The 21976-nt window shown below is 44.9% G+C and carries 19 protein-coding genes and 2 riboswitches; of the genes, 18 read left to right on the top strand and 1 reads right to left on the bottom strand.

Annotation, left to right across the window (positions count from 1 at the left end; all coding sequences use genetic code 11):
* Positions 1 to 160: 160 nt before the first annotated feature.
* Positions 161 to 360, top strand: a riboswitch (cobalamin riboswitch).
* A gap of 163 nt (positions 361 to 523) precedes the next feature.
* The 5 genes from nrdI to HP398_RS20995 all read left to right on the top strand — a co-directional run bounded on the left by nrdI (position 524) and on the right by HP398_RS20995 (position 7183).
* Positions 524 to 883: a class Ib ribonucleoside-diphosphate reductase assembly flavoprotein NrdI gene (gene nrdI / locus HP398_RS21015; protein ID WP_015891428.1), complete on the top strand. Its 360-nt coding sequence runs from the start codon at positions 524 to 526 to the stop codon at positions 881 to 883.
* The gene (gene nrdE, locus HP398_RS21010) at positions 870 to 2954 is read left to right on the top strand and encodes a class 1b ribonucleoside-diphosphate reductase subunit alpha (RefSeq protein WP_017249006.1); all 2085 of its coding nucleotides are present in this window, start codon (positions 870 to 872) and stop codon (positions 2952 to 2954) included. Before nrdI ends, nrdE begins: the two co-directional genes overlap by 14 nt.
* A gap of 55 nt (positions 2955 to 3009) precedes the next feature.
* Positions 3010 to 3960 carry a class 1b ribonucleoside-diphosphate reductase subunit beta gene (gene nrdF, locus HP398_RS21005; RefSeq protein ID WP_017249005.1) on the top strand — a complete coding sequence of 317 codons (951 nt, stop codon included), beginning with the start codon at positions 3010 to 3012 and terminating at the stop codon, positions 3958 to 3960.
* An 87-nt stretch (positions 3961 to 4047) separates the two neighbouring features.
* Positions 4048 to 4246: riboswitch (cobalamin riboswitch) on the top strand.
* Positions 4247 to 4391: 145 nt separating this feature from the next.
* On the top strand, positions 4392 to 6674 hold the full coding sequence (gene metE, locus HP398_RS21000; RefSeq protein WP_173623547.1) for a 5-methyltetrahydropteroyltriglutamate--homocysteine S-methyltransferase: 2283 nt from the start codon (positions 4392 to 4394) through the stop codon (positions 6672 to 6674).
* Positions 6675 to 6706: 32 nt separating this feature from the next.
* A complete protein-coding gene (locus HP398_RS20995; RefSeq protein ID WP_238144444.1) occupies positions 6707 to 7183 on the top strand; it encodes an acyl-CoA thioesterase in 477 nt (158 codons plus the stop codon).
* A gap of 151 nt (positions 7184 to 7334) precedes the next feature.
* Here HP398_RS20995 and HP398_RS20990 read toward each other — a convergent pair whose 3' ends face one another.
* Entirely contained in the window at positions 7335 to 7787 is a 453-nt protein-coding gene (locus HP398_RS20990; RefSeq protein ID WP_069844850.1) for an SgcJ/EcaC family oxidoreductase, read from the bottom strand.
* A 165-nt stretch (positions 7788 to 7952) separates the two neighbouring features.
* Here HP398_RS20990 and HP398_RS20985 point away from each other — a divergent pair, with 165 nt between their 5' ends.
* From HP398_RS20985 to HP398_RS20930, 13 genes are all read left to right on the top strand, one after another.
* Entirely contained in the window at positions 7953 to 8930 is a 978-nt protein-coding gene (locus HP398_RS20985; RefSeq protein ID WP_017249002.1) for a hypothetical protein, read from the top strand.
* A gap of 13 nt (positions 8931 to 8943) precedes the next feature.
* Positions 8944 to 9510: a 4Fe-4S single cluster domain-containing protein gene (locus tag HP398_RS20980; RefSeq protein ID WP_158527469.1), complete on the top strand. Its 567-nt coding sequence runs from the start codon at positions 8944 to 8946 to the stop codon at positions 9508 to 9510.
* Positions 9511 to 9527: 17 nt separating this feature from the next.
* Positions 9528 to 11138 carry an AAA family ATPase gene (locus tag HP398_RS20975; protein WP_017249000.1) on the top strand — a complete coding sequence of 537 codons (1611 nt, stop codon included), beginning with the start codon at positions 9528 to 9530 and terminating at the stop codon, positions 11136 to 11138.
* A 12-nt stretch (positions 11139 to 11150) separates the two neighbouring features.
* A complete protein-coding gene (locus HP398_RS31415) occupies positions 11151 to 11774 on the top strand; it encodes a DUF2997 domain-containing protein (protein ID WP_173623546.1) in 624 nt (207 codons plus the stop codon).
* Between the two features lie 527 nt (positions 11775 to 12301).
* On the top strand, positions 12302 to 12676 hold the full coding sequence (locus HP398_RS20965) for a hypothetical protein (RefSeq protein ID WP_173623545.1): 375 nt from the start codon (positions 12302 to 12304) through the stop codon (positions 12674 to 12676).
* Between the two features lie 328 nt (positions 12677 to 13004).
* On the top strand, positions 13005 to 13355 hold the full coding sequence (locus tag HP398_RS31410; RefSeq protein WP_371736771.1) for a hypothetical protein: 351 nt from the start codon (positions 13005 to 13007) through the stop codon (positions 13353 to 13355).
* Positions 13355 to 15211 (top strand): J domain-containing protein, encoded by a 1857-nt coding sequence (locus HP398_RS20955; RefSeq protein WP_173623544.1) that lies wholly within the window; start codon positions 13355 to 13357, stop codon positions 15209 to 15211. Before HP398_RS31410 ends, HP398_RS20955 begins: the two co-directional genes overlap by 1 nt.
* A 13-nt stretch (positions 15212 to 15224) precedes the next feature.
* Complete coding sequence (locus HP398_RS20950) at positions 15225 to 15890, top strand: DUF1266 domain-containing protein (RefSeq protein WP_017248994.1); 666 nt, start codon at positions 15225 to 15227, stop codon at positions 15888 to 15890.
* A gap of 266 nt (positions 15891 to 16156) precedes the next feature.
* Complete coding sequence (locus tag HP398_RS30980; RefSeq protein ID WP_254476262.1) at positions 16157 to 16297, top strand: hypothetical protein; 141 nt, start codon at positions 16157 to 16159, stop codon at positions 16295 to 16297.
* 45 nt (positions 16298 to 16342) lie between these two features.
* Positions 16343 to 17851, top strand: a complete 1509-nt coding sequence (locus HP398_RS20945) for a YcdB/YcdC domain-containing protein (protein ID WP_254476260.1) — start codon at positions 16343 to 16345, stop codon at positions 17849 to 17851.
* A 553-nt stretch (positions 17852 to 18404) separates the two neighbouring features.
* Positions 18405 to 19292 carry a MurR/RpiR family transcriptional regulator gene (locus HP398_RS20940; RefSeq protein WP_173623543.1) on the top strand — a complete coding sequence of 296 codons (888 nt, stop codon included), beginning with the start codon at positions 18405 to 18407 and terminating at the stop codon, positions 19290 to 19292.
* 40 nt (positions 19293 to 19332) lie between these two features.
* Positions 19333 to 20634 carry a CapA family protein gene (locus HP398_RS20935; RefSeq protein ID WP_173623542.1) on the top strand — a complete coding sequence of 434 codons (1302 nt, stop codon included), beginning with the start codon at positions 19333 to 19335 and terminating at the stop codon, positions 20632 to 20634.
* Between the two features lie 46 nt (positions 20635 to 20680).
* On the top strand, positions 20681 to 21940 hold the full coding sequence (locus HP398_RS20930) for an MFS transporter (RefSeq protein ID WP_173623541.1): 1260 nt from the start codon (positions 20681 to 20683) through the stop codon (positions 21938 to 21940).
* Positions 21941 to 21976: the final 36 nt, after the last annotated feature.

The following is a 21976-nucleotide window of genomic DNA, read 5'->3' as shown; positions in this document are numbered from 1 at the left end:
CTCCAATCTTTCCAACGCTAACCAACGCACACAAAATCTATTATATGAACGAGAACCAGAGATTGGCAATAGCCGAAAAAGGAGAATAGTTAGTTTTCGAAAAGAGCGCATACTGAGCTTGACTCCTACGATATATTGAGGTAAAGTAAGTTTTACCAACTACATATTGATGCGGTGAGGTGTTTACCAGCCAGATTTGGTAGACTTAATAGGGAAGTCGGTGAGAATCCGACGCGGTCCCGCCACTGTAATGAGAGAGTTCCATTTGCGAAAGAATGCCACTGATCTTGAGGGATTGGGAAGGTGAAAATGGAGCGATGATCCTAAAGCCAGGAGACCTGCCTAACCGCTTGCACTGTTTAACCTACGGGAGATAGGGAAGTGTTCGAGCGCGCAATTCGTATTGGCGAATTGCTAGATGGAAGTCATCACGCGCATTCGGCATGTAAACGTCGGATGCGCTTTTACTTTGGCTAAATAACATACATACAGAGTAAAAATAGCAGGGGATAGGATGAGGGACATGCTAATCGCTTATGATTCAAAAACAGGAAACGTCCGAAGATTCGTCAACAAAATTAATTTGCCACATGTGGAAATTGATCAAGATATGGTGCTAGACGAGCCATTCATTTTGATAACATACACGACGGGATTCGGACAAGTGCCGGAGAAGGTGGCGACGTTCCTGAAGCGAAATCATGTCCATCTGCGGGGAGTATCCGCCAGCGGTAACCGCAACTGGGGAACCAGCTTTGCCAAAAGCGCGGATACGATCGCGAGCCAATATGGCGTTCCGGTGATTTCTAAATTTGAACTGTCCGGTACCGGCCGTGACGTGGAACAATTTACGAGTGGGGTGGCAGCAATTGCGGCATATTGAATTGAACAACGAACTGATGCAGCGTGGCAATGACGGATTTTATCAACTGGAAAAGGATCGGGAAGCGGTTGCGGTCTTCATGGAAGAAGTGCAGTCCAATACGATGACTTTTGGCAGTGTCAAAGAGCGCATGGACTATTTGATCGAGAATGACTTCTATGAAAACGTCTATGAAACATACACTGTTGAGCAGGTCGATGAAGTTTACCGTTTGGCCTATGACGCTGATTTTCAATTTGCTTCGTACATGGCTATCTCCAAATTTTATAAAGATTACGCGTTGAAAACGAACGATAAATCGATGTACTTAGAGCAGTATCCAGACCGGGTGGCCGTTGTGGCACTGTCCCTTGGACAAGGTGACTTTGAGCTCGCTAAGCGTTTGACAGTATCCATGATGGATCAACGCTTGCAACCAGCGACACCAACCTTCCTGAATGCAGGCAAAAGCCGCCGTGGAGAAATGGTCTCCTGCTTCTTGCTCGAAATGGATGATTCACTGAACTCCATCAACTTTATTTTGGGAACTTGTATGCAGCTATCCAAAATTGGCGGCGGTGTGGCCGTGAACTTGTCCAAGCTCCGCGGACGAGGAGAGCCGATCAAAGGCGTCGAGGGCGCAGCAAAAGGTGTTATGCCCGTTCTCAAGCTGTTGGAAGATGCGTTTTCCTACGCAGATCAAATGGGGCAACGCAAAGGCTCGGGTGCAGCGTACTACAACATCTTCGGTTGGGATATCAACGAGTTTCTCGATTGCAAAAAGATCAATGCGGATGAAAAAGCACGCATCAAAACGTTGTCCATCGGCCTGATCGTACCAAACGTGTTCTACAAGCTGGCTGAAGAAAATAAGCCATTGACTGTGTTTGCTCCGTACTCCGTGTACAAAGAATACGGTGTGCATCTGGATGATATGGACCTCGATGACATGTACGAGGAGCTCTTGGCAAACGATCGCATCAAGAAAAAGACCGTGATGAGCGCACGCGAGATGTTGACCAAAATCGCGATGATTCAAATGGAATCGGGCTATCCGTACATCATGAACAAAACGAATGCGAACAACAACCATGCACTGAAAGATCTCGGTTCGGTGAAAATGTCCAACCTGTGCACGGAAATCTTCCAATTGCAGGAGACTTCGACGATTACCAATTACGGCGAGATGGATATCATCCGTCGCGATATTAGCTGCAATTTGGCATCGCTCAATATCGTCAACGTGATGGAACGCAAAATGATCCGTGAATCCGTCCACGAAGGAATCGAAGCCATTACAGCCGTGAGTGACATGACGCGTGTAGAAAACGCTCCAGGCGTTCAAAAGGCAAACAGTGAGCTGCACTCAGTAGGTCTCGGTGCGATGAACCTGAACGGTTATCTGGCAAAGAACAGAATCGCTTACGAAAGTGAAGAAGCCAAGGATTTCGCTCGTACGTTTTTCATGATGATGAACTTCTACTCCTTGGAAAAAAGCATGGAAATTGCCAAGGAAACAGGCAAGACCTTCTTGGGCTTTGAACAATCGGAATATGCAAAAGGCACTTATTTTAACAAGTATTTGACGAACGATTACAGCCCGCGGACGGAAAAAGCAAAGCTTCTCTTTGAAGGAATGCACATTCCGACGTCAGAGGATTGGGCGGAACTACAGCAAAAGGTGCAAAAGCATGGCGTCTACCATGCGTACCGTTTGGCAATTGCACCGACTCAGAGTATTTCCTACATTCAGAATGCGACTTCTAGTGTGATGCCAATCGTTGAGCATATCGAAACGAGAACATATGCTAACTCTACGACGTATTACCCGATGCCGTACTTGTCGCAGGAAAACTATTTTTACTACAAGTCGGCGTATGTGATCGATCAATTCAAAGTGATTGATCTGATTGCCGAAATTCAAGAGCACATTGACCAAGGAATTTCGACTGTGCTGCACGTGAACAGCAATATTTCAACCAGAGAACTGGCTCGCTATTACATTTACGCAGCGAAAAAAGGTCTGAAGTCACTCTACTATACGCGTACGAAGCATTTGACTGTAGAAGAGTGCATTAGCTGCGCGATTTAGTGAACGAGCTTCATAAAAGGAAAAGCATCAAGCAAAAAGAGAAGAGGAACGCCATATGAAAGCAGTCAATTGGAACAGGCCGGACGACGATTTTACGATGACGTTTTGGAATCAGAACATCATGCAGTTCTGGACGGATGATGAGATACCACTGTCAGATGACAAGATGTCCTGGATGGAGCTCAGTGCGACTGAACGGGACACGTATAAAAAAGTATTGGGCGGTCTCACCTTGCTGGATACGGTCCAGGGTGGAGTAGGGATGCCGAAGATCATGGAGCATGTCGATGGACTGCAAAGAAAAGCGGTTCTCGCCTTCATGGGCATGATGGAGCAAATCCATGCCAAATCGTACAGCAGTATTTTTACAACGCTGGCATCGACAGAAGAGATTGACGGTATTTTTTCGTGGGTGGAAAACAATCCGCATCTGCAAAAGAAAGCGGCCCTCATCTCGAAACGCTATCAAGAAATTGAGAAACCGAAAGACTTGTACATGGCGATGGTAGCCTCTGTCTTCCTGGAAAGCTATCTGTTTTACAGCGGCTTCTTCTATCCGCTCTATTTGGCGGGGCAAGGAAAGATGACTAGCAGCGGGGAAATTATCGACCTGATTGTTCGCGACGAGAGCATCCACGGACTCTATGTCGGCGTTCTTGCGCAAGAAGTATATCAAGGTCTGAGTGTGGTCGAGCAGACCGCAGCAAAAGAGGAGCTGTATGCCCTTTTGCATGAGCTGCAAGAAAATGAAGAGGCCTATACGACTTCGTTGTATACGGAAATCGGATTGGCTGACGAGGTTCATGTGTACGTGCGTTACAACGCGAACAAAGCATTGATGAATCTGGGGCTGGACCCGTTATTCCCAGAGGAAGAAGTGAACCCGATCGTACTGAACGGCATTCGCACGCAGACGAAGCAGCATGACTTCTTCTCGAAAAAAGGAAATGGCTATGTCCGTACGCTAAACGTAGAGCCGTTGACCGATGATGATTTTAAATTTTAGTATGACAAAAAATGGATTCTGTGTTACTGTATGAACAGTATGCTGCCCTGCTAATTTATGGGGGGCACTTCACAGAACCATGACAATTTCATAAGAGTGGAAACAGGTTCTTTGGTCATCAAGATGGACCAAGGATGAAAAGGGAAGTCGGTGAGAATCCGACACGGTCCCGCCACTGTATGAGGGGAGTCGGCACATTTTTCAGCCACTGATCCAAACGGATTGGGAAGGCATGTGCAGATGATGATCCCAAAGTCAGGAGACCTGCCTGTTTCGACGACACTGCTTAACCTACGGGAGATAGGGAGGTGTTAGGATGCTGTGATCTCAGTGCTTATTTGGCATTTCTAACGTTCTTTTTGATCGTTGGAGATGCTTTTTTTATTGGGCGGATTCAAGTCAAGATCGAATAAAGAATGGAGAGGAAGCTCATGAAAAGCAGCAATTTGGGATATCCACGGATCGGGAAGAACCGCGAGTGGAAAAAGGCATTGGAAGCATTTTGGGCAGGCACTATCGGTGAGGTGGGCTTGGAGCAGCAAATGGAACAAATCCGTCAACAACATCTACTGAGTCAGCAGGAAAAAGGGGTCGAGCTGATCCCTGTGGGTGACTTTACGTACTACGATCACATGCTGGATATGGCTGTGATGTTTGGAATGGTCCCCAAGCGTTATGAATACGAGGGTGGCCCGGTTTCGTTAGCCACATACTTCGCCATGGCTCGCGGTTCGAAGGAAGCTGTCGCCAGTGAAATGACGAAATGGTTTAACACGAACTACCATTATATCGTCCCGGAGTTCGGTGAACGTCAACCAGTCATTACGGAGAACAAGCCTCTCCAGGCATATTTGGAGGCCAAAGAAAAGTTTGGAATCATCGGAAAGCCTGTCATTGTAGGTCCGTATACGTTTGTCAAATTGTCCAAAGGATATGAGAAAAACGAATTTGAGCCCATCGTGGATCAACTCGTTCCGCTTTACATAGACGTTCTCCGGGAGTTGGAGCTACACGGCGTGGAATGGGTGCAAATCGATGAGCCTGCATTTGTACTGGATGTCTCGGTGCGTGATCGCGCCATCATCAAACGTATCTATACGCAAATCGGTCAAGCACTACCGCATATCCAGTGCATGCTGCAAACTTATTTTGAAGCGGTGGATTGGTATGAGGAGCTAGTTTTCTTACCGGTAAAAGGAATCGGTCTTGATTTTGTACACGGAGCGAAGCGTAATCTGACCAATCTCAAAACACACGGGTTTCCAGCAGACAAGATTCTCGCAGCGGGAATCATCGACGGTCGAAACATATGGCGTGCATCGATTGAGGAGAAGTGGGAACTAGTCAAAGAAATTTCCGAGATTGTTCCACTCGAAAAGCTGTGGTTGCAGCCGTCCAGTAGCTTATTGCACGTACCAGTATCGGTTGAAGCAGAGAAGGACTTGCCTGAGGAAGTCATGCCTGCATTGGCATTTGCGGATGAAAAGTTGGGGGAAGTTCAGCTTTTAGTCCGAGGATTCCGATATGGTAAGTATGTCATCTCAAAAGAGATTGCTCAAAATGAAACGGACTTGCTCAAGCTGGCACTATCCCCAGCGAGGAATCGTCAAGAAGTGAAGAATGAGCTACGCCAAATGGCAGCTGGAAAACCTGAAAGAAGCGTTCCATACCAAGAACGTCGTGAGATTCAACAAAATACGTGGAAGTTGCCACTGCTGCCAACGACCACAATTGGTAGCTTCCCGCAGACGTCAGAGGTTCGCCAAGCCCGACAACAGTTTAAAAAAGGTAACTGGGCAGCGGAGCAATATGATGCTTTCATTCAAGCGCAAATCAAGGAATGGATCGATATACAAGAAGAGCTCGGTCTGGATGTCCTCGTCCATGGGGAGTTCGAACGAACAGATATGGTCGAATATTTTGGAGAAAAGCTCGATGGCTTTTTGTTCACGAAAAATGGCTGGGTGCAGTCGTATGGCTCCCGTTGCGTAAAGCCACCTGTTATTTACGGAGATGTGGAGTTTGTTGCACCAATGACAGTCAAAGAAAGTGTGTATGCAAAATCATTGACGGACAAACCAATGAAGGGTATGTTAACTGGTCCAGCGACCATTTTGAATTGGTCGTTCGCGCGGGTCGATGTCTCCAGACAAGAAGTGTGCGAGCAAATCGCCTTGGCATTGCGAAAAGAAGTAGAAGCCTTGGAAGAGGCGGGTATTCTCATGATCCAAGTCGATGAGCCAGCACTTCGCGAAGGATTGCCGCTCAAAAAAGAAGAGCAAGCAGCTTATCTCGAATGGGCCGTCAGAGCGTTTCGTCTAGCGACCTCTACCGTTGCGCCAAGTACCCAAATTCATACCCATATGTGCTATTGCGAATTCCATGATTTTATGGATGTCATCAGCGAACTCGATGCCGATGTAATTTCGATTGAGACTTCCCGCAGCCACGGAGAGCTCGTGTCTGTGTTCGAAACAGGTACGTATGACAAAGGCATCGGGCTCGGCGTATATGATATCCATAGCCCCCGAATTCCAGCAGTCTCAGAAATGGAAGATATGGTAGCACGGGGTGTACAAGTACTTCCACCCGATCAATTTTGGATTAACCCGGATTGCGGGCTGAAGACAAGAGGGAGAGAAGAAACCGTTCAGTCATTACGAAACATGGTTGCGGCAACGAAGGCGATTCGGAATCGTTTGACATCCCAGTAGGGAAGGTGCACACGATGAGAGGAGCCACACAAATGATGACGGAAGCACGACCGATCCAACAATCGAGAACCTTTTTGACTGATCTCGTCTTGCCACCGGATACCAATCACCACCATACCATTTTCGGCGGGAAAGTCATGGCATATGTAGACAAGATCGCCTGCATCGCAGCCATGCGACATTGCCGTAAACCTGTTGTCACTGCGTCCAGTGATTCCTTCGATTTTCTCGCACCAATCAAAACAGGGGAAGCGATCAACCTGGAGGCCTATGTCACCTGGACCCATAAGACATCGATGGAGGTATTCGTGAGAGTGGAAGCGGAGAACTTGTTGACGGGGGAAAAGCGCATGACAGCACGCGCGTATCTGACGATGATTGCCCTCGACGATCAAGGAAAGCCGACGATCGTACCTGGTGTCATTCCTGATACAGAAGAAGAGCGCATACAGTATGAAAAAGCAAAGGAACGCCATGGATTGAGAAGAAAGCGTAAGGTAGAGATGTAAAGAAGACGATGCCTCCATTGACCTTGTATGCAACAGGTTACTGGAGGCATCTTTATTCGCATTCATACACCATTTTCAAACATTCAAAATGACTTCCATTTCGTAAAACGCATACTGCATGATGCATGATGCATGATGCGTAAGTCCCTCCTTAGAGCAACCCTTGCCGCAGCTCTTCTGTAAACTGCTCGACTAACTCGGGTCTACCGTGAAACTGAGCAGGGGTATTTTGAAAGAGTGTGACTTCCCATTTGTCTCCTTGCTTTGCCGCTACGAGCGTCTGATGCGTATTCAATGCGGGGTCCAACTCGCTTTTTCCTGGTGGAATCATGCCTGCTATTGCTCGGACGATACCAACTTCTTCGCTCAACAACCGTACCGACCGGATTTTATAGACAAAGGGAGGAGTTTGATGATGGGAGAAAATTTCGTCGAGATGACTGAAAATCTCGTCACGCCCAATGATCTGACTGCCATCAAAGCCAATCAATTCACCTTCTGTCGCAAAAGGAGTGGACATACCAGTAGCACTGCGATCATTCCAGCCTGTGATGAGTTGCTCATAAAGGGTGCGTATCGCATTTGCGCTTGTTGTTTTTTGCATGATTGTTTCCTCCTGCTTTTCCAATTGGAAGATAGCTTATCATAAACGATTTTTTGCATGCAAAAAAAACGCTGTCATGCTCAGCGTGCCGATTAATAGCAAGAACATTTTGTGTTATATGGGAAAAAAGTAATATAATAGCATAATGATAGAGGGGGGACCTATATGGATACACAAGATGAGACTGTCAAAGAAATTAACGCCAAAATTAAGACGTTATGGAAAAGTGTCATTATTTTTGGCCTTTTTACTATTGTAGGCATTTTTGCTGGAAATGTCATTCTTATTCTTATTGGTTTGTTATTTGTAATTGGTGGCATTTGGGGGATTGGGAAATTTAAGAAAATGCTACAAAATCAATTAACGGATTATCAACCTGGAAAAGGATTTTCGTTTTTCCGTAAGACTGGGGAGCAAAAGATTAAGCAGATTACATATAGCCAGTATGGGCTAGCGGGACTTATTCTTGTTTGCGTTCTACTAAAGTTATCGACTTTTTATGCGATTTCTTTCGGAGTCATTGGTATTTTAGTACTTCAGTACACTTTTAAAAGACGAATTTCGCTCCATACGAAAATTGATGATGCTTCCTTGTTTGAATTAGAGGAAATTGGAATTATTACTTCAAAAGATATTGTCAACGCTTTGTATAAGGATTTTGAAAGTTGGACGAATGTACAGCCGGGAAACAAAGTCTTTCTCGTCAAGCAGGATGCACTTGTTTGTATCGTGATGAATGAGAACTTGAAAGCAGTACGAAGGGAATGGCAGCTTCGTGATATTAAAAAGCTGGGTCTATTAGGTAGTGGGAATGATGGACAAGGATTGCTCCTATTTCTTGGAATCTCCCAAGATGAAGTCATACGCTTAAAAATGGAAGGGAGTAGCTTTCAAGATTCACCGGAACAATTCATGACCTACTTTTTACAAGCACTGGATAAAGCACACTTGTCGACGCAAGTGGACATTGTCAAGAATACTCGAGATGGCAGGTACTTACAAACATCGGAGAATCATAACATGTCCACCTCGCCTTCTCATACCACAAACAATCGAAAATTGGATATCGAGGTAACTGACGAAACTGCATCGACTAAAATGGAGAGATCGAGTGGGAATAGCGGGCGTATCTTGGATTTGTAGGAGGAAATCGAGCTTGTCATCGACATTGCGAATACATGAAATATGTACGCACAGCAGAGTAAATGGACCCGGCGTGAGAGCGGTCGTCTGGGTGCAGGGTTGCTCCATAGGTTGCAAAGGGTGCTTTAATCCAGAGACGCATCCTGATCGTCAAGGAGGCACATTGCGCGACCCGCAAAATCTGGGAACAGAACTTGGACACTTGAAGATTGATGGTATCACTGTTTCAGGTGGGGAACCACTTGATCAAGCGGAACAACTGGTGGATATGGTTGAAGCATTTCGAAAAATTCATACCGGCACAGCACTTCTTTACTCAGGCTATACGGTAGAGAGTATATTAAAAAGCAATGCCAAAAGAAAAGCACTCCTCCAATTTGATGCGGCATTAGTCGGACCTTATCTTCATCAATCAGATGAGATTTGGCATGGGAAGAAGCTGCTTTTGCTCACAGGTCGTATATCTTCTGACGAGTTAAAGCCACAGAGAAGAGTGGAACTCGTAACAAATACAGAATCCATTCATGTAACTGGATTTCCTACTGAACGTATGAAAAACAAGATACAAATTTTGCTGTAAGATGGAGGCCCAAGAATATGCTACAGGATTTCATCGAAGAAGTAGGTTATTTAATACGCGCAAGATATAGTATTCTCTATATTTTTACACAAGAAGAGGAGCGGGCGCTGGAGGTTTTTCAAAGCATTGGCAAGCAACTTAATAAACGTATTATCGTTTGGACCGCGACAAAGGGTTTGATTTTGGACGGTGACGAGCTAGATTCTAAGAGTACAGATTTTCGGGTAGCATTGGAGATGGCGGAAGATTTAGCGAAAGAACCGACGCTTTTTGTTTGGTGTGATCTGCATCCGTTTATTCGAGGCTCCAGTTCGCCTATTTACATCCGGAAGTTTCGGGAATTTGCACAAAAAATAAGAATGGGCTCCCCCTCCAATTCGGTTATTATTTCTCCGAGTATAGAAATACCCATTGAGCTACAAAAGGAGATTACGATCTTGGATTTACCACTTCCTGAATTGGAGGAGGTAAAACAGATTATCGTAAACTTCACGGATGCTTACAAGGGACGACCTGGGGTTATGATTGACCAATCTCCTGAGGTGATAGAAGCTTTAGCTCGTGCAGCTGTAGGTCTCACTCGTAGTGAAATAGAAAATTGTTTAGCAAAGGCATTAGTAAAAAATAAAGGCATCTCTGATTCCGATGTTTCTACGATTTTAGAGGAAAAGAAACAAATCATTCGAAAATCAGGTATTTTGGAATATATTTCGACGGAGTCTCTTAGCCTTGATCAAATTGGCGGATTAGATAACCTGAAGCGCTGGTTATTAAAACGTAAGGCTTCGTATTCAACAGAAGCGAGAGAATTCGGTATCCAGTGGCCAAAGGGCGTATTGCTGGTGGGAGTTCCTGGGTGTGGGAAAAGCTTGTGTGCAAAAAGTGTAGCTGCTGCTTGGCAAATGCCTCTTCTACGCCTGGATTTAGGACGAGTATTTGCGGGCATCGTAGGTTCATCGGAGGCAAACATTCGCTCTGCTCTTGCAATGTGCGAGGCCGTCTCTCCATCCATCGTCTGGATAGATGAGATTGAAAAGGCTCTTTCTGGTATAGGAAGTGGAATGTCAGATGGAGGAGTTGCTACGAGAATTTTTGGAACATTGCTGACATGGATGCAGGAGAAGAAAAGTCCAGTGTTTGTGTTTGCTACAGCGAACAAAATCGAGCAGCTCCCGGCAGAGCTTCTGCGTAAAGGCAGGTTTGATGAAATCTTTTTTGTGGATTTGCCTACTCCAGAGGAGCGTACAGAAATTATTAAAATTCATCTGGATCGTCTAAAGCGACACAATACAGTGTTTGATATACCCAAACTTGTAGAAGCATCAGGGGAAGGGTACTGGGGCGAAGGAATTCGCTTGACTGGTGCAGAGATAGAATATTCCATACACGAGGGACTGATGGATGCTTTCTCCAAACGAGTTTCAGAAGGGGACCATGAACGAGACATCGTGACTGATGATATCTTACAAGCCATGAGGCGGACAGTTCCTTTGGCCAAATCAAGGCGTTTGGAAGTGGAACAGCTTCGTACTTGGGCGAAGGAATATGCTGTTCGCGCAAGCCTGATAAACGAGGCATTACCAGGTTTTACTCGAGAGGAAGCAGTAGGTCGAAACATTGACTTTTAGGAGGTGCCCCAAGTGAGTCACTGCACTTCATTTACGATGACTTTTCAGGACAAACGTACTCTTTTTCGGGCAATGCGTAGCCGAGGATTCCAACCAGAAAATCGGGTTTGGGTCGACTATCAGTCCCAATTTAAAAAACGACTAAATATCGGAGGCACCATCATTGGCAAACTCCTGACGGGTATGAAGGATGGGATTCATGTCTTCTTCGTGGAAAGTGAAGGGGGGATGATACCACATTTTGAATCAGATATTCTCTCACCGGAGGAATTGGAGAAACAAGCCCAAGTGCTTCTTACGAGTATCCGAGAGGGTTACTTGCACTATTCTGTTGAAGCGGTAACAGAATGGATTACGAATGCAGGAGGTACTGTTAGTGTCAGTGAAGAAAAATCAGGTGCAATCACGTCGTTTGTGTTAACAATTGGCCAGAGTGAAAAGAAAGTTAGCATCTCAATGGATAGCCAAGGAAAAATGGAAGAGAAGGTTGAGGGTGTCCTCGGTCGTTCATGTGTAGAATTGACCGAGCTTATGGAACAAAAACTTTGTGGCCAGAACCAAGTAGAACGGGTATGGACACACGAATACGATACGACGGTTGAAGATCAGCAGATCCAAATCTTAAGACTATCATAAGTGGAATAAGAGCAAGTTGAGTCGGGGACTTCCTTTAGGGAGTCCTTTTTTCATTGAGTTTGATTTAAAGCTCCTGGAACCTATAAGATCAGACACGACGGACATGAATGGTTTAAGGAGTATAAGAATATAGAATGATGTCCACCTTGGGAGATTGCGTTTGTTATTGTAGAGGAGGAGCTAGAACCTAGAACCTCAAGGATGTGAAGGATTTACTTTCGAAGTGGAAGTAGATGTCTGAACCCCAAGTAGTCCAGATTCGCACGGAGTATATGACGGAGTAGTTGAGATATTTAGCGGCACATCTTATGTCAGGAAGGATGAGAACGCAAACTTCTTTCCAAAACACTAGTCAACAGATGATGTAATGACTGCTATTTCCCTCCATAAAGAAAAATGGAACAGAAATGATACAAAAATGGGAAGGTAGTCATTCATCTGGCATTAAAAATGAAATGAGGCTAGACAAAGATGGAAGGATTACTACAGCTTACCCAATTTATGAACCGTAATCTAGGAGGATTCTTATGATACCTTACAAAATTTTTTTCGATGATAAAGCTGATCAACTACGAATAAGCTTACCTGATTACCTCTCCTTAGTGGAAGAGTATTTGGAAGGCCAGGTTAGATCGGAACTTTCAAAAAACTTAATCTTAGATAGGATACAACGAGTTGTTTCCGGGGAAACAGAAGTATCAGAAGGGACAGGAAATTTATACAGTTCCGAAATACGGAGGGATTATACTCGAATTTATAACTCATACGTTGAGGAACAGCTAGAAGCGGGTATAGACACTGGCGAGGAATTGGAGTCGTTCATTGAAACAAAGTATTTTGCGGAGCTCGTTACGATTTGGATGGATGCTCTAAATGAGCATCGACAACAACGTAAGAACTGATAGTATTTGAGAAGACCGAAGTAGATAGCCACATAAAGCCGCTTGCTTAGTTAAGCGGCTTTTTCATATATGCCTTCATGTACGCATAATATGATTGCGATTGAACTATACCCATGTTGAGAGCTCAAAACCCCCTGTAGGTAATGTTGTTTTCCTGCCTTTCCACTATCCACTTAAAAAAACATTTACGCCTTATCCCTAAATATGGTATAACCGTCTCCATGATCAATCTTCCAATAAGGAAGCCGGTTTCATTCGCCTTCTCAGGGATGACGTGCCACTCTCCTGAAGATTCGCGTCTCTCCCAAATGTTCACGCGCTCAAGGGCATCTCGCTGGAAGTTAGTCAAGGCGAAGTCGTCACGCTGATCGGAGCGAACGGCGCGGGAAAATCTTATCATGATCGCCAAACTGCGACACCTTGCCAATCCGCGTCAAGTGGCCTTAACGAATTGAGAGATATCAAAATCCATCCGTGTGACAGGGCCGAAAATAGACTGTTGCTTGCTCGGGGTGAACGGATGTATGAAGAATCCCTTGGGGACAAACACACAGAAATTGCATATTTACTGGAAAAGTTCGAAGCTGTGTTAGCCACACAAGAGCAGCAACTGATAAAAAAGGCAACTTTAGCGTTTAAAAAACAACTGGATCATGTAGAAGGGCGGTTCGACTACTAATGGGTGTGTGGGAAGTACTGGGGATTGAACCCACAGAAGATATTCAATCGATTAAAAAAGCCTACTCGAAAAAACTGAAGGTTCACCACCCAGAGGATGATCCGGAAGGCTATCAAAGGCTAAGAGAAGCATATGACCATGCAGTGAAGGCTGCGAAAAAGGGAGACATCAAAGAAACTAGCCTGTCGTTCAGCGATGAAAACAACATCCATATCTGGCCCAATCCTCCCAACACCGTCGAGCTAACAGTTGAAACTATAGACCAACTAGAAGAGATTGACCCAGTAGATGAATTCATGGAACAAGTTGAAGAGGTGTATTCTGATTTCTCTTCCCGTATCAGGCATGAACAATGGTCAAAGCTTTTAAATAACGATATTGTCTGGAATGTAAGACTCAAAGAAATAGTAGAAGTAACATTATTGGATTTCTTGCATGAACATCGGTTTCTCCCTAAAAGAGTTTGGGAATTCATCGAATACTGTTTTCGTTGGCGTGAACTAGCAACAGAAGATCCGGATGATCGAATGGAGCATTTCACCGAAGAGTTTTACCATTTTTATTGTAGACAATTGGATGAACCTGCTCTTCGTTATACCTTTATACAGCATGCAGCCGATTTAGACTACGATGTGTTTCTGAACAAGCGGGAGACGGCATATCAGGCACTTAAGGAAAACAATCTGGAACTGGCAGGTCAATCGCTTGATGAAGCATATGCGATGTATTCAGATGATCCTGACTTGCTTCGGCTACAGGGTGAATACTTCCTTCGAATGGGTGAAAAGGAGTCTGCTCTTGCTGCAATGGAACACGGAATCCGTATTTATCCAGATGACATCGATTGGTATCTGATTCGATCTCGGATATGGTATGAAACCCATCAATTCGTAGAAGCAAAAGACGAATGTCTGTACATCCTCTCACGTATGCCTGCCAATATGGGTACCCTGCGTCTGTTGGGGAAATGCCTCATTCAACTTGGTGAGTTAGAGAAGGCAGAGGAGAACTACTTGAAGATATTGGAGAGTTTTCCGAATGATATTGATGCCATAACCAGCCTTGCACATATCCGTTCTGAGATGGTGGAGCAGGCCAAGCGGAGGCCCTTTTTCACCAGAAGATCAGTCATAAAGAGATTGTATAAAAAGCTTGGGAAGCCCAATTTTTTTGGCAGTGTGAAACTGTTTTGGATGCAGTTGCCCAAAGCAGGTGTCGTATTCACTCTATCCTTCATTCTTTTTCTACATGTTTTGTTATCTAATTCTTTCATCAATGATACCGGATTAACACCTATCTCCTATCTAAAAAATATGATTCATCCTGTAGAACTATCTTCCACTGAGGTGCTGAATCAACTGGATTATTCTGATATCGCCCAATTAAAGCTTCCCAGTGTTCATTTTCTAGGAATAACAGAGTATCAAGCAAAAGCCCAAACCGGTGCTATCAGTACTCGATATAATTCTTCCTACAGTAAGCAACGTAATTGGGCTCGAAGTATTCTCCCCACAGGATGGTTTTATGTTGCTAAGATTGATAACTCATCAATCGTTTTATTGGTCTCAGATGCCAATCAAGCAGTGCAGATACAAAAAAGTAATTTCATTGATTCGCCAGGAACAATCGTGAAAATGCCGCAAGAGTTACCTGAGTATGTATGGGAAGTTTTACAGATTACAGACTTTGGATCCAAATACAAAGATTCCAAATTTGTTGTCGATAAACTAATTGTTGTACATAATGTCACTAATGAAGTTCCCGTTAAAGCAGTGATTTATTCCGTATTGTTACTAGTTCTCTATGCATTTTTGCTTCGACTGTTTGTCAGAACCTACAAAACGGTCCGATTCTAATAAGGAGGAAGCGATGGCACCCAACGTTCTTACATATAATCAGAAGGGTCACAGATTATTTCTGCGAGCTCTTTCGTCTGTTTGCTTTAGCAAAAGTGGAGCCTACTATTATGCGTTATATCATGAAAATTTAAGTAGACGAACGTGCCTATTTCTTCTTAAGGAAAAACAGATTACAGATAAGACCGCACTAATTGATACAATAAAATGGCTCATATCGGAAGGGAAGAGGGAAGAATTCAATCGTCTCCGTCATTTCTTATTTACTTTTTCCGAATCAGAACGAACGGCATACATTCAAGCGTTACCCGAGGACCATCAATCGAAATCTCAGTTGATTCTTGTCGATTACTATTCGAGATGTTTACCTTCAGAGGGGATTGCTGCTCATGACTATGCTTGGTGTATCCTTTTATCCAGAGCTGGTTTGAAACTGGGTTACTTGCAAAAGGATCAGGCAATCGAATATATGTTGAGTGCTGCAAGACTGGCACAACAAGCGTATTCCGGATGGAGTGAATATATTGCCGGTTTTGTGGCAGGAATTGATTTTTTAATTCCGGATACGTCTTTCCAAACTGCTAAAGAAAATCGAGGTTTCTACACCAAGCTGCTCGCCTCTAGGCACAGTCCCATGCGTCAAGTTGATTGGAATGTAGCTCTCAACAGTAATGAATGATCTGACCTTCGTGAAATATCAGTCCTCAATCGTATCAAGAAGATGAAGGGCTGGCTTGATTTTGAGTAAGCAAACAAATGTTCACAACAGAGTGGTTACCAACACGTCCTCGTCGTTTAACACGAGGGCGTGTTTTTTAATAGAAGTATGGGATTATCTTAAAATATTGGAATAATATGTGACACAAATAATTGCCCCTCCGTCTTACCAGTGGTAAGGTCAAACCGAACTTATCCGCAAATCTGAACACTATTTGGAGGTGCCTAATGAAACTTAATTCATCCATGATGACGGTTATAGCGGCGTGCTTACTTGCCTCTGCACCTGCATGGACTACCCATCAACCAACGGTACAAGCAGCAAGCGATGTGAAAAAGGCAGAGTCTCAAAAAAATGATTATTCCTAAGATGTTCAGAATTCTCTAGACAAGCTATTTGAGGCGATTCCAGAGTTGAAAGGGTATCGGCTAATTGATAAACATTATGAGGAAGACAGCTTTCGCGGTTATCCGGAACCAATCTGGAGCTTGCACTTCACCAACATGCCAAAAACAGATGAAAAAGAAGAGTATGACGCATACTCATCCGTTAGCCTTGAGTTGGATGCGCATACCGGCCGACTGCTTTTCATGGATATCCAAAATCCAGCATGGGCTTCAGCCGATTATCCGGAAGAAAAGCTTGCCAGAGACAAGGCTTCAACTTTTATCGAGGAATTATTCGGTACGGAAGCAAAACAGCTGAAAGCCGCACAAAAACTCGGCAGAGGAAAAGCAGGATCAAGTGACGGGAAAGGCAACAAGCTGGAATGGGCTCGCTCCACCGTGAAATACCACTCTCTCATCAATGACCTCCCTCTGTCCAACAACTCTATTTCCGTTTCCGTTGATCATGCTGGACATATTATTCGCTATGAAGCGTATGATTTCATCGATCCTAGCAAAGTGAACTGGCCTGATCCGAAAAAAGCGATAACACTTGAGGAAGCAAGCAAAATCTATAAGGACAAGCTTAAGATGGACCTGGTATACGTATCGGAGCAGCCGATTTCCTATGCTCAAAATGGAAAACCGGCAGAAAAGAAACCGATGCTTATATATCAACTAAATACCATTGGTTGGATCGATGCTCTAACCGGCAAAGTCATAGGGGAAGAAGCCGAACTGGCAGGGGAGGGTGTTCGTGTAAAAGGAGAAGGGAAAAGCATCAAAATAGCTTCCCGCGAACAAGGAGAGAAATGGCTGAAAACACAGTTTGGTATTGATGTTTCAGGTGCGACCTTTAAATACGATGATCACAAGGACAATCTTTTAGAAGGACTTCAGACAATCGAATCCTATCGGTGGATGAACGATTCAAATAAAGGTACGACTGCATTTGAGCTGGTTAGCCTCACGACAGATGAACAGAGTGATCGGCTCATCGACTTCGATCTGAATTTGCCAGACCAACGAAAAACAGAGCAGAAAATCAGTGTAGAGGAAGCGAAGAAAAAAGCGATCGCAGCACTCGTACCTTATCTTGACCCGGCGTTAACGGAGCTATCGCTTATCGTAGAGACTCCTGAAGCAGATATTCCGGATTGGGTAGACAAGAACAAGCTGGATAAGGAAGAGGATAAAACGTATTCATTCACTTTCCACGTAAAACGCAACGGGATCGAAGTATCTGACGAGTCTTATATGGTGGGGGTAGACAAGGCAACGGGTACGATTACAGAGTTAAACCTCCACCCTCTCAACCCGGGCATTACCCTTCCAGATTCCAAGAAGATTGTAAGTGCAGCAGAAGCAAAAGAAACGATCCAACAAGAAATTGAGCTGGAACTGGTCTACGTGTGGGAGCAGTTTGCTGGTCAAAGAGCTCCCGAACCGCAGTTGGTCTATCAGCGCAAATGGAAGAATGGCTATAGCTTTATCGATGCTTCGACAGGGGAGCTCGTCAAGGTGTCCCGCCAATAAATGACGTAACAGCCGATTTGCTCTCGCAGCAATATCGGCTGTTTTTGGTGCGCCTAGCATGGGCGTCGTCTCAAGGATGGAAGTCCCGAACGGGGGCAGGCGAGTGGATACTTAATTACCGATGGTAGAAATTCATTTGAGAACATATGGTGTAAAAGGCCGAACAGAGATTTTGAAAAGCAAATACTTAGTGCAATAGACAACAAACCTATGATTGGTTTAATGGAGTTTAATAAGATTTTTAAAGAAACTAGGGCTATAACTTTGAATTAGTAAACGCAGTTATTGGTTTAAAATGAAAACTAAGCTATTGAATGGATGGAGCTGGTGCGAATTAGAGAGCACCGGGGAATGGGGCTGGATTCCAAATGAATGTCTCAATACAGAACGATAAAGACGAGAGAAGGGGCCTTCCAACTGTGGGGGTCCCTTTTCGTTATCCACCAAAATGAAGCAAAAACTACATTTTCTAAGAGGTATTGAAGTGATTTCTTGCAAGAGATATACTATTCTCAAAATTAAAACAAATACGAATGATAAAGGAGCTTCAGGTATGGCACAACTCGTAAAAGAACGGATTCGGAAGCAGTATGGAAAACTGACAGCAAGCCAAAAAATCATCTGTAAGATCGCGATTGAAAAGCCGAGCTTACTTGCGATCCATACCGCCAAAAAAATCGCGGAGTTTACGAATACCAGTGAAGCGACCGTCATTCGCTTTTGTTACGCATTGGGTTACTCCGGATACACAGAGCTTCAGGAAGAAATCAAAAAGTCTCTATTAATAGGAGACCAAAGGAAGGGGCCGATCCAGAAATATCGGGATACCGAGGTTACACTCGATCAGAGCAATTACGCACATCAAGTGATGGAAAGTGATATTGCGTATCTCCAACAAGGCTTGCAGCAAATTGACTACACGTTGCTCCAAGAGGTGGTCAAAAGCATCGTGCAGGCAAACCGAATTGTAGTGGTAGGATTTCGTTGGTGCCATATTCCTGTAAAATGGTTGTTCTCAGCGTTGAATGCCATCAAAGGAAACACACATCTTTATACGGGAGCAGTTGATAACGCAGATTATTTTCTCACCGAACGAGATCAGGAATGGTTGGTCATCGCGATATCATTTCCTCGTCATCCTAGCGAGACGGTCGCCATGGTCCATTCAGCAAAAGAGCTGGGAGCGAAGATTTTGGCGATCACGGAAGGCGAGTTCTCCCCCATCAGCCAAGTCGCAGATCATCTTCTGAAAATCACCACCCCCCAACCCGTTGCCACTAGCGGTATGCCCACATTATTCTCCATGCTAAATGTCTTGATCAAAGGCGTCATGCTCCACGACGCGGAAAATGTCCAGAAACGATTGCAGCACTATGATGAAATCAGCTCGAAGCTATACTCGTTTGTCGGAGAGGATGAGGAAGACTTCTCGATCTTTTGAAAACAGAAAAAATGAGAAAAGGGAAAGGGGAATCCTGCCAATGACCAAGCCAATTTGGTTTACTGCGACTGGTGACAGCTTTATTACACGCAATCTGCCATACAGGGACCAAGCTTTTCAAGAGGTTTCCAGCTTGCTGCACCGTGCCGACGTACGCATTGCGAATCTGGAGACGACCGTACACGATAATGAGGGCTATCCCAGCGCGCAAAGCGGAGGCACGTGGGCGATGTCACCACCTTCCGTATTGCAAGTCATGAAAGATTACGGCTTTAACATGATTGGCTGGGCGAATAACCATACGCTCGATTATTTGTATGGCGGACTAGAAGCAACCGAACGATATCTCAATGAGTATGGCTTCGTCCATGCTGGCGTAGGCAAAAATCTCGCAGAAGCGGGGGCTCCGCGTTATCTCGAATGCGAAGGAGCTAGGGTAGCCTTGATCGCTGCGACGTCGACTTTTCATCCATGGTGGGCGGCCGGAGATCAGCGTTCGGATAGTATCGGCAGACCAGGGATCAATCCGATGCGCTATGTCATGACACACCACATTACAGAAGAAAAGCTCGCTGATTTGAGGGCCATTGCGGAATCAACAGACATTAACGCCTTCAACAAGCTTCTCATCGAGGAAGGCTTCATGAACGATCCGGGCAAGGAGATCTTTCTCTTTGGAAATGCACGTTTCATGGTAAGCGACGAAGAGGGGACGACTACCCAACCGCATCCGCGCGATCTGAACAGAATCGTCAAAACGATTGAGGAGGCAAATAGGCGGGCTGATTACGTCATCGTGAGTATTCACGCACATGAGATGAAGGGAGAAGCGAAAGAGATTGCAGCTGATTTCTTGCCTGTTTTTGCAAAAGCTTGCATCGATGCAGGCGCCCACGCAGTGGTGGGACACGGTCCCCATTTATTGCGAGGCATTGAAATCTACAAAAATCGGCCGATTTTTTACAGCCTGGGAGATTTTGTTTTTCAGACAGAAGCAGTTACGAGTCAACCCGCTGATTTCTACGAGCACTATGGCCTGAATTACACCCATAATGTGGCAGATGCGTTGGAAGCGATGAGTGCCAACTACACACGCGGACTCTGTGTGCACAAAGAGGTGTGGGAGTCGGTTATTCCTTTATGGAAAATGCAAGATGGTGAGCTGCTCGAACTGGAGCTGCATCCGATTGAATTAGGCTTTGATCTGCCTGTACATCGTATGGGGTGGCCGAAATTAAGCGGGGATACCTCAATCCTCGAGGGGCTCAAGACTTTAAGTGAATCATATGGCACAGTGATTGAGATCATGGATGGAATTGGGCGCGTCAGGCTTTCAAAATAGCGGGGAATCATGGCAGTCTATTTCCTAGACAAATGGAGTGATTCACATGATGGCCAGGATCACAATGGTTATGTTGTTTGTGTTATACATGATCAATTATGCGGATAAAACGATTGCGGGATATTCTGCCGTGCCGATTATGACTGAATTTTCGCTGAACGAGAAAGATTGGGGACTTGTCGGAAGCAGTTTTTTCTGGTTTTTCTCCATTGCAGGGATTGTAGGCGCGGCATTGTCGGACCGTATCGGGACGAAAAAAATGCTGGCGATCATGGCACTGTCCTGGACAGTCATCCAATTCGGCGCTTATGCGATCGCGGGTTTGCCGATGCTTGTCGTTGCGCGGGTATTGCTTGGAATAGGCGAAGGGCCATTTTGGGCAACGGTTGTCAGCCATTTGAACAAATGGTTTCCCGAAGAAAAGCGTGGACTGGTTTATTCAACCGTGAACTTCGGTGCATTCGTCGGTGCGGTTGCCTCCGCACCGATGATCGTCGCACTAATTGATAGCTATGGATGGCGATTTTCCTGGGCGTTTATGGGTGCACTCAGTCTGATATGGCTCTTGGTCTGGCTGTGGATTGGAAAAGAAAAACCACTTGTCAGCGTCGCTCCTGCAAAAGTAGAAGCTCCCATCTTATCAAAAGCGAAATGGTCGGATATATCCGGTGTCTTGCTCTCATCCACGTTTCTATTCTGTTTTTTAATCTATTTCGCACAAATTTGGGGGACGACCTTCGCATCCGTATGGGAGCCTGTATATCTCGTCAAGGTTTTCCAGTTTACAAATCAAGAAATGGCTTATGCGATTGCTGGCACAGGACTTTTGGCTGGACTGATGACCATACTGATTTCATCGATTGGCGATCGTTTCTTTAAAAAGCATCGTAGCTATCGCAAATCATACGTTCTGGTTGGCGGTGTTTCGATTATTTTAGGGGGACTGTGTTTTTACGGTGTTACCCTTGTTCAATCTACGGTATTTGTCTTGATCCTTTTGTGCCTAGGAAAAGGATTTGCTTTTTCTGTGGGGACAGCTGCCTCTGTTATTGTCAGCAGCTTGTTGCCGGAACGCACGGGACTTCTGGTAGGCGTGTTGTCCAGTCTGGTTACATTGGCAGGGATCATCTCACCGCTGGTAACGGGATCTATCGTTCAGTCAGCCGGAGATATTGGTACTGGTTTTGGCAACGCCATGATCGTCAACGGGTTGCTCTTCATCATTTGTGGCGTGCTATTCCTGCTCTTTGTGAAGCGCAATGAACAAGTCAGTCAATCAGCACCGCCAATCTCCCATGTTTCCTAAAAGTAATACTTTATAGGCTTGGTTCTAGATGTTAAA

The organism is Brevibacillus sp. HB1.4B (assembly GCF_013284285.1).
Classification (GTDB): Bacteria; Bacillota; Bacilli; order Brevibacillales; family Brevibacillaceae; genus Brevibacillus; species Brevibacillus porteri.
Note: the sequence above shows the minus strand (reverse complement) of the source record. Positions and strands in the feature narration are given on the sequence as shown.